Source organism: Arthrobacter sp. Soil763 (assembly GCF_001428365.1).
In the GTDB taxonomy this organism is placed as follows: Bacteria; Actinomycetota; Actinomycetes; order Actinomycetales; family Micrococcaceae; genus Arthrobacter.
The window spans coordinates 538,005-552,711 of the sequence record NZ_LMSH01000003.1; the positions used below are offsets into that span (position 1 = coordinate 538,005).

10 protein-coding genes are annotated in these 14,707 nt (G+C 68.7%); 3 read left to right on the forward strand and 7 right to left on the reverse strand.

Annotated features, from left to right (window positions below):
• Positions 1 to 73: 73 nt before the first annotated feature.
• The 6 genes from ASG71_RS12175 to ASG71_RS12200 all read right to left on the reverse strand — a co-directional run bounded on the left by ASG71_RS12175 (position 74) and on the right by ASG71_RS12200 (position 8,885).
• A complete protein-coding gene (locus ASG71_RS12175; protein WP_056739553.1) occupies positions 74 to 742 on the reverse strand; it encodes a lysophospholipid acyltransferase family protein in 669 nt (222 codons plus the stop codon).
• 185 nt (positions 743 to 927) lie between these two features.
• A complete protein-coding gene (gene uvrA / locus ASG71_RS12180) occupies positions 928 to 3,867 on the reverse strand; it encodes an excinuclease ABC subunit UvrA (RefSeq protein WP_056739555.1) in 2,940 nt (979 codons plus the stop codon).
• A 69-nt stretch (positions 3,868 to 3,936) separates the two neighbouring features.
• The gene (locus tag ASG71_RS12185) at positions 3,937 to 4,329 is read right to left on the reverse strand and encodes a GntR family transcriptional regulator (protein ID WP_056739557.1); all 393 of its coding nucleotides are present in this window, start codon (positions 4,327 to 4,329) and stop codon (positions 3,937 to 3,939) included.
• Entirely contained in the window at positions 4,326 to 6,104 is a 1,779-nt protein-coding gene (locus ASG71_RS12190) for an ABC transporter ATP-binding protein (protein ID WP_082575148.1), read from the reverse strand. Before ASG71_RS12190 ends, ASG71_RS12185 begins: the two co-directional genes overlap by 4 nt.
• Positions 6,105 to 6,190: 86 nt before the next feature.
• Positions 6,191 to 7,954 (reverse strand): ABC transporter ATP-binding protein, encoded by a 1,764-nt coding sequence (locus ASG71_RS12195; protein WP_082575150.1) that lies wholly within the window; start codon positions 7,952 to 7,954, stop codon positions 6,191 to 6,193.
• Between the two features lie 157 nt (positions 7,955 to 8,111).
• A complete protein-coding gene (locus ASG71_RS12200) occupies positions 8,112 to 8,885 on the reverse strand; it encodes a trans-aconitate 2-methyltransferase (protein WP_056739564.1) in 774 nt (257 codons plus the stop codon).
• Positions 8,886 to 8,958: 73 nt separating this feature from the next.
• Here ASG71_RS12200 and ASG71_RS12205 point away from each other — a divergent pair, with 73 nt between their 5' ends.
• The 3 genes from ASG71_RS12205 (at position 8,959) to ASG71_RS12215 (ending at position 13,436) form a co-directional block, all read left to right on the forward strand.
• A complete protein-coding gene (locus tag ASG71_RS12205; protein ID WP_056739566.1) occupies positions 8,959 to 11,505 on the forward strand; it encodes a DEAD/DEAH box helicase in 2,547 nt (848 codons plus the stop codon).
• A gap of 37 nt (positions 11,506 to 11,542) precedes the next feature.
• A complete protein-coding gene (locus ASG71_RS12210; protein ID WP_056739569.1) occupies positions 11,543 to 12,043 on the forward strand; it encodes a GNAT family N-acetyltransferase in 501 nt (166 codons plus the stop codon).
• A 127-nt stretch (positions 12,044 to 12,170) separates the two neighbouring features.
• The gene (locus tag ASG71_RS12215) at positions 12,171 to 13,436 is read left to right on the forward strand and encodes an alpha/beta fold hydrolase (protein WP_235564082.1); all 1,266 of its coding nucleotides are present in this window, start codon (positions 12,171 to 12,173) and stop codon (positions 13,434 to 13,436) included.
• Positions 13,437 to 13,505: 69 nt separating this feature from the next.
• Here ASG71_RS12215 and ASG71_RS12220 read toward each other — a convergent pair whose 3' ends face one another.
• Entirely contained in the window at positions 13,506 to 14,534 is a 1,029-nt protein-coding gene (locus tag ASG71_RS12220) for a TerC family protein (RefSeq protein WP_056739571.1), read from the reverse strand.
• Positions 14,535 to 14,707: the final 173 nt, after the last annotated feature.

Consider the following 14,707-nt stretch of genomic DNA (forward strand, 5'->3'; position numbering starts at 1 on the left):
GAGCCTCCCGGGGCGGACCTGACATCCGCCGGTGTCCCGGCGGCCGCAGCCCCGCCACCGGGGGCCGGAGCGGCTAGTCGACGCTCTTGCTCTGGTTGTACGTGGTGGCGCGCTGCTGCCCGCTCAGTTCCGCGATGGCGTCCATGATCCGGTCGGTGACCTGGCGCCGCGCGGGCAGGGAGTGGTCCGGTCCGGTCTTGTCGAAGTAGAGCGGCTCGCCGACCTTCATGGTGAAGTGCTGCGGCTTGACCTTGTTGGTGTCGGCGGGCTGGAGGTTCCCGGTGCCGATCAGGCCCACCGGGATCACCGGCGCGCCCGTGGTGAGGGCCAGCCAGCCGACGCCGGTGCGGCCGCGGTAGAGGATGCCGTCGCGGGAGCGGGTGCCCTCGGGGTAGATCCCGACGCCTTTGCCGGCGTCGAGGATGTCCAGCAGCGTCTTCAGGGCCTGCACGCTGGCGGCCTGCTCACCGCGTTCGACGGGGATGGAGCCGACCGCTTCGAAGAAGGACTTCATCATCTTGCCCTTGGCGCCGCCGGTGGTGAAGTACTCCGCCTTGGCGAAGAACGCCACGGGGCGCGGCATGAGGGCCTGGACGATCACACTGTCGAGGAAGGACAGGTGGTTCGGCGCGACGATGAACGGGCCCTCCTTGGGCACGTTCTCGAGGCCGATCACGGTGGGACGGCAGGTGGAGGAGATCAACCCGCGGGTGGTCCAGCGGATCGCGTCAAACATTGCCAAGGATGTGCACCTCATTCAGGGCTGTGGTCCCCGCGGCCGGACCGATGGAGGTGCCGCCGGGGTGGAAGTTCGCGGGCACGGTTGTTGGCGTCACCGGCCTAGTTTCTCACGACTCCGCGGATGCCAGAAACTCCCATGCCCCGCAGGGAATACATCCCTGGGGGCATGGGCACCGGCGGGGTTCCTCAGCCGAGCAGTTCGGCGAGGAACGCGGCGGTGTGGCTTTCCTTGGACTTTGCGACCTGCTCCGGGGTGCCGGTGGCCACGATCCGGCCGCCGCCGGAGCCGCCGTCGGGGCCGAGGTCGACGAGCCAGTCCGCGCTCTTGATCACGTCGAGGTTGTGCTCGATGGTGATCACGGTGTTGCCCTTGTCGACCAGGCCCTGGAGGACCATGAGGAGCTTGCGGATGTCCTCGAAGTGCAGGCCGGTGGTCGGCTCGTCCAGGACGTAGATGCTGCGCCCGTTGGACCGCTTCTGCAGTTCCGCCGCCAGCTTCACGCGCTGCGCCTCGCCGCCGGAGAGGGTGGTGGCGGGCTGGCCCAGCCGGACGTAACCGAGGCCGACGTCGACCAGGGTCTTCAGGTGCCGGGCGATCGGCGAGAACGCGGCGAAGAATTCGGCGCCCTCCTCGATCGGCATGTTCAGCACGTCGGCGATGGTCTTGCCCTTGTAGTGGACCTCGAGGGTTTCGCGGTTGTAGCGCGCTCCGTGGCAGACCTCGCAGGGCACGTAGACGTCCGGCAGGAAGTTCATCTCGATCTTCAGGGTGCCGTCGCCGGAGCAGGCCTCGCAGCGGCCGCCCTTGACGTTGAAGGAGAACCGGCCGGGCATGTAGCCGCGGACCTTGGCCTCGGTGGTCTCCGCGAAGAGTTTCCGGATGTGGTCGAAGACGCCTGTGTAGGTGGCGGGGTTGGAGCGCGGGGTCCGGCCGATCGGGCTCTGGTCGACGTGCACCACCTTGTCCAGGTGCTCGAGGCCCTGGACGGTCTTGTGCCGGCCGGCGACCTGCTTGGCGCCGTTGAGCTTGTTGGCGAGGACCTTATAGAGGATCTCGTTGACCAGGGTGGACTTGCCGGAACCGCTGACACCCGTGACGGCGGTGAAGAGCCCCAGCGGGAACGCCGCGTCCACGTTCAGGAGGTTGTTTTCCTTGGCGCCGACGACCTTCAGCTCGCGCTTCTTGTCGTACTTGCGGCGCTTCTTCGGCACCTCGATGGACTTGCGCCCGGAGAGGTAGTCGCCGGTCAGGGACTCCGTGTTCTTCAGCAGGTCCTGGTAAGACCCGGAGTGGACCACCGTGCCGCCGTGCTCGCCGGCGCCGGGTCCAATGTCGACCACCCAGTCGGCTTCGTGGATGGTGTCCTCATCGTGCTCGACGACGATCAGGGTGTTGCCCAGGTCGCGGAGCCGGGTGAGGGTCTCGATCAGGCGGCGGTTGTCGCGCTGGTGCAGGCCGATGGAGGGCTCGTCGAGGACGTACAGCACGCCCACGAGGCCGGAGCCGATCTGGGTGGCGAGCCGGATGCGCTGGGCCTCGCCGCCGGACAGGGTTCCGGAGGGCCGTTCCAGGTTCAGGTACTCCAGGCCGACGTCGAGCAGGAAGGTCAGGCGGGCCTGGATTTCCTTTAGCACCTGGTGCGCGATCTGGGCTTCCCGGCCGGTGAGCACCAGGCTGTCCAGGAACTCGGCGCATTCGCGCATCGGCAGGGCGGCGACCTCGGCGATGGACTTGCCGTTGATCAGGACCGACAGCGACGCCGGGTTCAGCCTGGCACCGTTGCAGGCCGGGCACGGGACCTGCCGCATGTATTCCTCGTAGCGGTCCCGCGCGGAATCGGAGTCGGTCTCCGTGTGCTTGCGATGCACGTACTGCACGACGCCCTCGAAGCCGGTGCTGTACTTGCGTTCGCGCCCGAAGCGGTTGCGGTACTGCACCACGACCTTGTGGTCCTTGCCGTGCAGCACGGTCTTCCGCGCCTCCGCGGAGAGCTTTTCCCAGGGCGTGGTCATCTTGAAGCCGAGTTCCTTGGCCAGGCCGCCGAGCAGCCGGTTCCAGTACTCGGTGGTGGCGGCGCCCAGCGACCAGGGAGCGATGGCGCCCTCGGAGAGCGACAGCTCCGGGTTGGGGATCAGGAGTTCCTCGTCCACTTCGAGCCGGGTGCCGATGCCGCTGCAGACCGAGCAGGCGCCGAAGGGGTTGTTGAACGAAAACGACCGCGGTTCGATTTCGTCGATCGCCAGGGGGTGCTCGTTCGGGCAGGCGAGGTGTTCGGAGAAGGCGCGGATGCGGTCCGGATCGTCCGCCTCAAGGTCGACGAATTCTGCCAGCACACGGCCCTCGGCCAGGCCCAGCGCAGTTTCCACCGAGTCGGTAAGGCGCTGGCTGATGCCCTCCTTGACGACCAGGCGGTCCACCACCACCTCGATGGTGTGCTTGAACTGCTTGCCCAGCTTGGGCGGGTCGCTGAGCTGGATGAGCTTGTCGTCCACCCGGGCGCGGGAGTAGCCCTTGGCGGTGAGCTCCTTGAACAGTTCGACGAATTCGCCCTTGCGGCCGCGGACCACCGGGGCCAGGACCTGGAAGCGGGTGCCGTCGGGCAGTTCGAGTAGCTGGTCGACGATCTGCTGGGGGGTCTGCTTGGTGACGGGCTCGCCGCAGACGGGGCAGTGCGGGCGCCCCACGCGGGCCCAGAGCAGGCGCATGTAGTCGTAGATCTCGGTGATGGTGCCGACCGTGGAGCGCGGGTTCTTGCTCGTGGACTTCTGGTCGATGGACACCGCCGGGGACAGGCCCTCGATGAAGTCGACGTCGGGCTTGTCCACCTGGCCCAGGAACTGCCGCGCGTATGCCGACAGGGATTCCACGTAGCGGCGTTGCCCCTCGGCGAAGATGGTGTCGAAGGCCAGCGAGGACTTGCCGGAGCCGGAGAGACCGGTGAAGACGATCATCGCATCGCGTGGCAGGTCCAGGTCCACGTTGCGCAGGTTGTGTTCGCGCGCACCCTTGACGACCAGCCGGGAGAGGTCCGGGCGGACGATCTCCTGGCCGCCGGACAGGGGCCGGTTGGGCAGGGCGGCGGGCTGGATTTCGATGGCGGGTTCTTCAGCTACGGCTTTAGGCACGCCTCCAATGCTAATCGAAAACTTCTTCGAATCTCTATTCGGGCGGTGCTTGTGCTATTGGAACGTCTGTTAGTGCCGGTCGTAGGCCGCGGCGAGCAGCTGGACGGCTTCGGCGAAGCTGGCTCCCTGGGCGCGGGCGGCAGCGGCAAAGTCAGCCGCCGCGGCACTGAGCGAATCCCACGCTTCGTCCCGGGGGCAGACCACCGTGCCGTTGCGGCCGCGGGTCGCGACGACGCCGGCTGCTTCCAGCTCCTTGTAGGCGCGGGCCACCGTGTGCGGTGCCACGCCCAGTTCGGCCGCCAGGCTGCGGACCGCCGGGAGCCGGGTGCCCGGCGCGAGCGACCCGTCGTCGGCCCGTTCGATGATGTTCAGGCGCAGCTGCTCAAAGAGCGGGACGGAACTGCCGGTGTTGGGCTTCCAACCGCCCGGGTAGGCCGCCGCGGCCGCTTCGACCGGGCTCACTGCTCCGGCTCCAGGACGCTGTCCGCGTCGTTGCGCCCGGCGAACTGGGAGCGGTAGAGCGAGCTGTAGAGCCCGTCCCCCGCCAGCAGTTCCCGGTGTTTGCCCTGTTCAACGATGCGTCCTTGGTCCATGACCAGAATTAGATCAGCGTCCCGGACCGTGGACAAGCGGTGGGCAATGACGAAGCTGGTCCTGCCCTGGCGGAGCCGCGCCATTGCCTGCCGGATCTGCACCTCGGTGCGGCTGTCCACCGAGCTGGTCGCCTCGTCCAGGACCAGGATGCTCCGGCCGGACAGCTGCGCCCGGGCAATCGAGATGAGCTGGCGCTGGCCGCGGCTGAGCGAGTCGCCGTCATTGCCGAGCATGGTGGCGTAGCCGGCCGGCAGGGCGCGCACGAACTGGTCGACATGGCTGGCCTGCGCCGCGGCGATGATGTCCTCGTCGCTGGCCCCGGGCCGGCCGTATTCGATGTTCTCCCGGATGGTGCCGGTGAACAGCCAGGCATCCTGCAGGACGGTGCCGAACCCGGAACGCAGCCGGTCCCGCGGCATCCCGGCGATGTCCGCCCCGTCCACGGTGATGCGGCCCGCGTCCAGCTCGTAGAAGCGCATCAGGAGGTTCACCACCGTTGTCTTGCCGGCGCCGGTGTGGCCGACGATCGCCACGGTCTGTCCGGGTTCGACCATGAAGCACAGGTCCTGGACCACGGGCGCCCCCGGGCTGTACCCGAAGGTGGCGTGCTCGAACGTGACCCGGCCGGCGGGGGCCGGTCCGGTGCCGCCGGGGTGGTTGCCGCGGGGCGCGTGGTGGGCGGCGGCCGCCGCGGCCCCGGGGGCCGGTTCCGCCGCGTCGGCAGGGATCTCCGGGGCGTCCAGCAGGGCGAAGACCCGCTCGGCCGACGCGGCGCAGGACTGCATCAGGGTCAGCATGCCGCCGATCTGGCCCATGGGCTGGCTGAAGAGCCTGCTGAACTGGATGAACGCCTGGACTCCGCCGATCGTCATGGTGCCGGCGGCGACCTGGAGGGCACCAACGACGGCGACCGCGATGTAGTTGAGGTTGGAGACGAAGATCATCAGCGGCTGCACGATGCCTGAGACGTAGTGCGCCCGGGACGCGGCGCGGAAGAGCCGGTCGTTGCTCTCGCCGAAGGCGGCCGCGGCGGTGTCCTGCCGGCCGAAGGCCTTGACCACCTCGTGGCCGGTGAAGAACTCCTCCAGGTGTGTGTGCAGGGTGCCGGTGCTGGCCCACTGCTCGGTGAAATGGGCCTGTGACCGGCGCGCCACGACCACGGTGAGCAGGGTGGAGAGCGGAACGGACGCCAGCGCAATCAGCGCCAGCAGGGGCGAGAGCCAGAACATCATGGCCAGGGCGCCGGAGAGCATCAGGATCGACATGATCAGCTGGTTGAGCAGCTGGTTGAGCGACTGCGAGACGTTGTCGACGTCGTTCGTGGCGCGGCTGAGCACATCGCCCCGGTGCTGGTCGTCGAAGTGGCCGGACGGCAGGACGTGCAGCTTGTGCTCCACCGCGGACCGGAGCCCGTAGACCAGCCGCTGCACGGCGGTCGCGGTCAGGGCGCCCTGGATCCAGCTGAAGAGCGAGGCCCCGAGGTACATCAGGGCGACGGCGAGGAGCAACCGGCCGAGCCTGCGTTCATCGAAGGCACCGCCGACGACCCCGGCCACGACGACGTCGGTGGCGTCGCCCAGGTACTTGGGGGCAGCCACGTTCAGCACCGCAAAGCCGCAGGTGGCCGCGACGACAGCCGCCATCCGCGCCCGCATTGGCTTCAGGAGCCCCAGCAGCCGCCAGGCGGCCCGCCACTTGCCGCCTTCCGGACCCGCCGGCAGTGCCGCGGTCACGGGGACTCCTCCAGCACCAGTTGCGAGGCCGCGATCTCCCGGTAGGTCCGGGACGTTTCCATCAGCTCGGCATGGCTGCCCCTCGCCGCCAGCCGGCCGTCCTCCAGCACGAGGATCTGGTCCGCCCGTTCGATGGTCGAGACCCGTTCGGCCACGATGAGCACGGTGGCGGCCGCCAGCAGGGGGTCCAGCGCGGCCCGGAGACGGCGGTCGGTCACGTAGTCGAGGGCGGAGAAGCTGTCGTCGAACAGGTAGACCGGGGCCGGGCGGAGCAGGGCCCGGGCGATGCACAGGCGCTGGCGCTGGCCACCGGAGAAGTTCGTGCCGCCCTGGCTGACCGGTGCATCCAGGCCGCCGGGGAGCCGGCGCACAAAGTCACCGGCCTGCGCCGTGTCCAGCGCGTCCCACAGCTCCGCGTCGGTGGCGGCCGGCCCGCCGATCCGCAGGTTGTCCGCGACTGTGCCGGAAAAGAGGTAGGAATGCTGCGGCACCAGGGACATCCGTTCGCGCAGCGCGGCCAGCGGCAGGGACCGGATGTCGCGGCCGCCAAGCGTGATGGTCCCGGCCGTCGGGTCCAGGAAGCGCGGCAGCAGGTTCAGCAGCGTGGTCTTGCCGCTGCCCGTGGCGCCGACGATCGCGGTGGTCGAGCCGGGGACGGCGGTGAAGGAGATGCCGGACAGGACCGGCGCCTCGGCCCCGGGATAGGCGAAGGACACGCCGCGGAACTCCACGGTGCCCCCGGCTGCCGGGGCAACCGGGGCCGCCTCCGCGGCTGCGCTGCCCTGCGGGGCCGGCGGGAGTCCGCCGCGGGGTGGTCCGGCAATTGACGGTTCGGTGTCCAGGACGGCCTGGATGCGCTCGGCGCAGACCGCGGCGCGCGGAGCCGTGGTGAAGACGTACATGGCCATCATGATGGCGATGAGGATTTGCAGGATGTAGGCGATGAAGGCCGTCAGCGCGCCCAGCCGCATCTCGCCGGCCTCGATGCGGTGGCCGCCGAACCAGACCACTGCCACGGAGGACAGGTTGACCACCACCATGATCAGCGGGTTCATCCTGGCCACCAGCAGGGCGGAGGCCAGATTGTTGCGGGTCAGGTCCCTGTTCGCTGCGTCGAAGCGGCGGATCTCGTGGTCCTGCCGGACGAACCCCCGGATGACGTTGGCCCCGATGATCTGTTCCCGGAGTACCCGGCTGATCCGCTCGAGAAGCTCCTGGCCCTGGCGGTAGAGCGGGATCAGCCGCCGGACAATCAGCACCATGACGGCGGCGAGCAGGGGGATCACGGCGGCCACAATGCCGGAGAGCGGAAGATCCTGGTGGGCGGCCAGCACGATGCCGCCGAGGAAGCTGGCCGGGGCGGCGGCGAGCATGGTGAAGGCCAGGAGCGCCAGGTTCTGGATCTGGATGACGTCGTTGGTGGCGCGGGTGACGAGGCTGGGCGCCCCGAACGTGCCGACGTCCTGCGAGGAGAATTGCTGCACGCGGGTGAACAGGTCAGAGCGCAGCTGGTGGCCGATCCGCATGGCGACGATGGCACCCAGGTAGCCCGCAGCCACCGCGGCGGCGACCTGGAGCGCCGCGATTCCGGCCATCCACGCCCCCAGCCGCAGGATCAGGGGGGTGTTGCCGGCGACGATGCCGTCGTCGATGACGGCGGCGTTAAGCGTGGGAAGCATCAGGCCGGCGGTGGTCTGCACGAGCTGAAGGCAGACGATGGCCAGGACCGCCGCCCGGTGGGCGGACAGCAGCCGTCCCATCAGCTTGATCAGCACCGAACCTCCATCGCCGGAACAGGGCTCGATTACGGACCGCGCTGCGGACGCCCCCGGACCGCCTTGTCATTGTAAGCCCCATCACATACAGACTTTGTCACGCGGCGTGTCACGTCGGTCAAATGGTGGCTGCGGCCGACGGTTAGCCCCGCTTCTGCGCCACGGCGAAGACCCGCCGGAACGGAAAGATTGTCCCGTGCCTGCCCGCCGGATAGGCCCGCCGGAGCAGCCGGGCGTAGTCCGCCTCGAAGCTGCGGGCCTCCTCGGCCGGGAGTGCTGCGAGGACCGGGCGCAGGCCCGTACCCCGAACCCACTCCAGGACCGGATCCGGTCCCTGCAGGAGTTGGAGGTAGGTCGTCTCCCAGGCGTCGGCGTCGCAGCCGGCATCGAGCATGAGCTGAAGGTAGTCGGCGGGTTCCCCGACGACGTCGTCGTGCCGCAGCACCCCGGAGAGCCGGCCGGACCACTCCGGGGAGGCGGCGAGTTCGCGCATCAGGGCGTGGGAGGGGGCGTCGAAGTTGCCCGGCACCTGGAGGGCGAACCAGGCTCCTGCCGGCAGAGCCTCCAGCCAGCCGGCGAGGAGTTGGCGGTGACCGGGCACCCACTGCAGGGCGGCGTTCGTGACGACGACGTCGGTGTCCGGCGCCGGCATCCAGTCGGCGATGTCCGCCTGCCGGAAGCCGAGGTTTCCCCCGGCCACGGTTTCCGCCTTCTCCAGCATTTCCGCCGAGGAATCAACACCCTCGACGGCGGCGCCCGGCCAGCGGGCGGCCAGCGTCGCCGTGAGGTTCCCCGGACCGCAGCCCAGGTCGACGACGCGCCGCGGCGCTTCGGCCCGGATCCGTGCGGTCAGGTCGAAGAACGGCCGGTCCCGGTAGTCGCCGAACTGTCGGTACTTCGCCGCATCCCACTGCATGCCTGTCCCCCTGCTTTTCATCGGTGTGCCCAGCCGAAGCCTAACCCCGGGCCGACCACTAAGCTGGAAGGCAATGAAACTTGTTGATCAGCTTCCCGCCCCGGCCGCCCGAGTCCCCGGCAGGAGCGGCCTCGACCCGGATGAGCTCTACACCCGGTTCGTCGAATGGACCGAAGGCCGTGGCCTGGCCCTGTACGCGGCGCAGGACGAGGCCGTGATGGAACTCACTGCGGGCGCCAACGTCATCCTGGCCACCCCCACCGGGTCCGGTAAGTCGCTGGTGGCGATCGCGGCCCACTTCCAGGCCATGGCGCGCGGGCAGCGCAGCTACTACACCGCCCCGATCAAGGCGCTCGTCTCGGAGAAATTCTTTGCGCTGTGCGAGATCTTCGGCGCCGAGAACGTCGGCATGATCACCGGCGATTCTGGCGTCAACCAGGACGCACCCATCATCTGCTGCACCGCGGAAATCCTGGCGAACATCGCCCTGCGCGAGGGATCGGCCGCGGAGCTCGGCGCCGTCATCATGGACGAGTTCCACTTCTACTCCGATCCGCAGCGCGGCTGGGCCTGGCAGGTTCCGTTGCTGGAGCTTCCGCAGGCGCAGTTCCTGCTGATGTCCGCCACGCTCGGCGACGTGAGCCGCTTCGAGGAGCGCCTCACCGAACTGACCGGGCGCCCGACGACGACCGTCAGTTCCGCGGAACGGCCCATTCCGCTGCACTTCTACTACCAGCAGACCCCAGTGCACGAGACGCTGGAGGAGCTGCTTTCGACCAAGCAGGTGCCGGTCTATGTGGTGCACTTCAGCCAGCTCGAAGCGATTGACCGGGCCCAGAACCTGATGAGCATCAACGTCTGCACCCGGGAGGAAAAGGACAAGATCGCCGAGCTGATCGCCGGTTTCCGCTTCGCCGCAGGCTTCGGCAAGACCCTGAACCGGCTGGTCCGGCACGGCATCGGCGTGCACCACGCCGGGATGCTGCCCAAGTACCGCCGGCTCGTCGAACAGCTCGCCCAGGCCGGCCTGCTCAAGGTCATCTGCGGCACCGACACCCTGGGCGTCGGCATCAATGTGCCCATCCGCACCGTGCTCCTGACCGCGCTGAGCAAGTACGACGGCGTGCGCACCCGCCTGCTGAATCCGCGTGAGTTCCACCAGATCTCCGGGCGGGCCGGCCGGGCCGGCTACGACACGGCGGGCACCGTCGTCGTGCAGGCGCCCGAGCACGTGATCGAAAACGTCAAGGCCATGGCCAAGGCGACGGCCAAGTTCGGTGACGACCAGAAGAAGCTGCGGCAGGTGGTCAAGAAGAAGCCGCCCGAGGGCTTCGTGTCCTGGGGCGAGCCCACCTACCAGCGGCTGGTGGAGTCCGTGCCGGACCCGCTGGTCTCCAGCTTCACCGTGACCCACGCGATGCTGATGAACCTGATGGAGCGTCCGGGTGACCCGTTCACTGCGGCCCGCCGCCTGCTGACCGAAAACCATGAGACCCGCCCCGCCCAGCTGAAGCTGATGAAGAAGGCCCTCGGCATCTACCGCGAACTGCTGGCCGCGGGCGTCGTCGAACGCATCCCGCCCGGGGACCAGGGGCCCGACGGCCGCACTGTCCGGCTCACCGTCCACCTGCAGCCGAACTTCGCCCTGAACCAGCCGCTCTCCCCCTTCGCCCTGGCGGCGCTGGAGCTGCTGGATCCCGAGTCGCCGTCGTACGCCCTCGACGTCGTCTCGGTGATCGAAGCCACGCTCGAAAAGCCGCGGCAGATCCTGTCCGCCCAGCAGAAGAAGGCGCGGGGCGAGGCAGTCGCGGCCATGAAAGCCGACGGGATCGACTACGACCAGCGGATGGCCATGCTCGAGGAGGTCAGCTACCCGCAGCCGCTAGCGGAGATCCTCGGCGAGGCCTTCGAGGTGTACCGCAAGGCCGCGCCCTGGATCGGCGACTTCGAACTGGCACCCAAGTCCGTCATCCGCGACATGTACGAGCGGGCCATGAACTTCGGCGAGTTCGTCCAGTTCTACGGCCTGGCCCGCTCCGAGGGCATCGTGCTGCGTTACCTCGCCGACGGCTTCAAGGCGCTCCGGCAGACGGTGCCGCAGGATGCGCTGCGCGAGGACCTTGAGGACCTCATCGCGTGGCTCGGCGAACTGGTCCGTCAGGTCGACTCAAGCCTGCTGGATGAATGGGAGGAGCTCACCTCCGGAGCGGCACCCACCCCGCACGATGCCCCGCCGCCCCCTCCGCCGTCGCTTACCTCCAACACCCGGGCCTTCCGCGTGATGGTGCGCAACGAGATGTTCCGCCGCGTCGAACTGTTCGCGGACGAGGCCGCCACCGCCCTCGGCGAACTCGACGGCGGCTCCGGCTGGGACGCCGACCGCTGGGAAGACGCCCTGGACGACTATTTCGAGGAGCACGGCGACATCGGCACCGGCCCGGACGCGCGCGGCCCCGGCCTGCTGATCATCACCGAGGAGCCCGGCACGTGGAAAGTCCGGCAGATCTTCGACGACCCGGCCGGCAACCACGACTGGGGCATCTCCGCCGAGGTGGATCTGGCCGCCTCGGACGAGACGGGCACCGCCGTCGTCACAGTGACGGCCGTGGACCGGCTGTAGCCGCGGTACGGCGCGGTGTGCCAGTAAACTGGCGACCATGAGTGTAATCCGCCCGGCTGCCGTCTCCGACGTCCCCGCCATCCTGCGCATGATCCACGACCTCGCCATTTACGAGAAGGAGCCGGACGCTGTCCGGAACACCCCGGAAATGCTCACCGAGGTGCTCTTTGGCGAGACCCCGCGGGTCTACGCCACCATGGCCGAGAACGAGTCCGGCGACGTTCAGGGCTTCGCCATGTGGTTCCTGAACTACTCCACCTGGGAGGGGGTGCACGGGATCTACCTCGAAGACCTCTACGTCATGCCCGAGGCCCGGGGCGCCGGGCACGGCCGGGCCCTGCTGCAGCACCTGGCCGCGACCGCCGTGGAACGCGGATACGCCCGGGTGGAGTGGAGCGTGCTGGACTGGAACGAACCCTCGATCGGGTTCTACCGGAGCCTGGGCGCCGCCCCGATGAACGGCTGGTCCACCTTCCGGCTCACCGGCGATGCCCTGGATGCCTTCGGCGGCGCCCGCCCGGCCGACGCCCGTGGCTGAGCCCGCCGTCGCCGAGTCCGCCCTGGCGGAGTCCGCGGAGGCTGAGCCGGCTGCGGCCCGGGCGGCTGCTGCCGGACCGGGCGGCAGCGCCGGCCATGTGGTCAAGGCACGGCACGAGTACCGCGGCATGCGGACGGCGGAGCACTACTTCGAACTTCCGCTGGACCACTTCGGCGGCGACGGCGAGACGATCACCGTCTTCGCCCGGGAGTATGTGTCCGCCGACCACAGCGAAACCGCCGCCGCCGAGCTGCCCTGGCTGCTTTACCTGCAGGGCGGCCCCGGCGGCCGCGGCAACCGGTTCCCCGCCCTGGGCGGCTGGAGCAAGGCCGCGGCCCGGGACTTCCGGATCCTCATGCTGGACCAGCGCGGCACCGGCCTGTCCTCCCCCGTCGACCGCAAGACCCTGCCGCTGCGCGGCAACGAACAGGACCAGGCCCGGTACCTCGAACACTTCCGGGCCGACTCGATCGTGGCCGACGCGGAGTCCATCCGGCGCACCCTCGGTGCGGCCCCCTGGACCGTGTACGGGCAAAGCTACGGCGGTTTCTGCGCGCTCAGCTATCTCTCCTTCGCCCCCGAGGGCCTCCGCGAGGTGCTGATCACGGGCGGGCTGGCCCCGCTGGCCGGTCCCGCGGACCGCGTCTACCAAGCGACGTTCCGCCGGGTGGCGGCGCGCAATGCGGAGTACTTCGGCTGGTACCCGCAGGACCGTGAGCTGGTCAACCGGATCGCACGGCACCTGCGCGAGACGCCCGAGCACCTGCCGGACGGCAGCCGGCTGACCGTCGAGCGGTTCCAGATGGTGGGCTCCTTCCTGGGCGGCAACACCCGGGTCGATGCCCTGCACCACCTGCTCGAGGACGCGTTCGTCGGCACTCCCGACGGCGACCGGCTCTCCGACAGCTTCCTGGAACAGGTCCGGGCCCTGGTGTCGCGGGCCGCGAACCCGCTGTACGCGCTGATGCACGAATCCATCTACGGGCAGGGCGAGGCCACCGACTGGGCAGCCCTAAGGGTGCTGCAGGACCATCCTGAGTTCCGGCCGGATGTTCCCGCCCCGCTGCTCACGGGCGAAATGGTCTACCCCTGGTACTTCGAACAGGATCCGGCCCTCGCGCCGCTGCGGCCCGTCGCGCAGTTGCTCGCGGAGAAAGACGACTGGAAGCCGCTTTACGATCCCGACCGGCTCGCGCACAACACCGTCCCGGCCGCGGCGGCGGTGTACAGCGACGACATCTACGTCGACCGTGACCTGTCGCTCGAAACCGCTGCGGCCGTCCGCGGCCTGCAGGTGTGGGAGACATCCGCGTTCCACCACGACGGCATCGCGGACGACGGCGAGGCGATCTTCGGCCGCCTGCTCGGCATGGCGCGCTCCCAGTCCGCCTGAGGCGTCCGGAAACACCACTGCCCGGGGAAGCGTCCGCTTCCCCGGGCAGTGGTGTTTGAGCCTCCGGTGCTACTCGGCGTCGGTCAGGCTCTTGCGGGAGTCTTCCTCGAGCCGGGCGTCCAGCTTGGCCTTGGAGGCCTTGGAGCTGACCAGGCTGGCGATCACGGCGATGATGATCGTGCCGATGATGACCGCGAGCGAGACGAACGTGGGGATCTCCGGCGCCCATTCGATGTGCTTGCCGCCATTGATGAAGGGCAGTTCGTTGACGTGCATGGCGTGCAGCACCAGCTTGACCCCGATGAAGGCCAGGATGACTGACAGGGCGTGCTTGAGGTAGATCAGCCGGTTCATCAGGCCGCCGAGCAGGAAGTACAGCTGGCGCAGGCCCATCAGGGCGAAGATGTTGGCGGTGAAGACAATGAACGCGCTCTGGGTGAGGCCGAAGATCGCCGGAATGGAGTCGACCGCGAAGAGCAGGTCGGTCATGCCGATGGTGACGAAGACAATCACCATGGGGGTGAAGACCTTCTTGCCGTCGACCTCGGTGCGCAGCTTGCCGCCGTCGAACTTCTCCGACATCGGCAGGACGCGGCGGATCCGTGCGATCAGCGGGTTCTCCCGGTCTTCCTCGTCTTCGCCCTCGTCCTGGGCCTGCTTCCACGCGGTCCAGAGCAGGAAGGCGCCGAAGATGTAGAAGACCCAGCTGAACTGTTCGATCACGATCGCGCCCAGCAGGATGAAGATGCCGCGGAGGATCAGCGCGATGATGATGCCGACCATCAGCACTTCCTGCTGGTACTTACGGGGTACCGAGAAGCGGGCCATGATGATGATGAAGACGAACAGGTTGTCGATACTGAGGCTGTACTCCGTCACCCAGCCGGCGATGAACTGGCCGCCGTACTCGGGGCCGGTGAAGGCGAACATGGCGCCGGCGAAGACCAGGGCCAACGCGATGTAGAAGGAGACCCAGAGGCCTGCTTCCTTCATGGACGGCTCATGCGGGCGCTTCAGGACCAGGAGCAGGTCGATGGCGAGGATGATGCCGAGAACGACAAAGGAGCCGATCTCGAACCAGACGGGAAGTTCGGGCACGAAGTTACCTTTCGCAGGGTATGACTGAGCGGTGTAAGTCTCTCCGGCCAAGCCGCCGCCCCGGGCCAATGCCATCAGGTGCCGCTGCGCTGCCCGCTACGCCCGGCAGGGCGTCTGTGCCATGCGTGTTGACGATCGTAGCGCTCGGGATACTCCCCTACGTGGTGTCCACT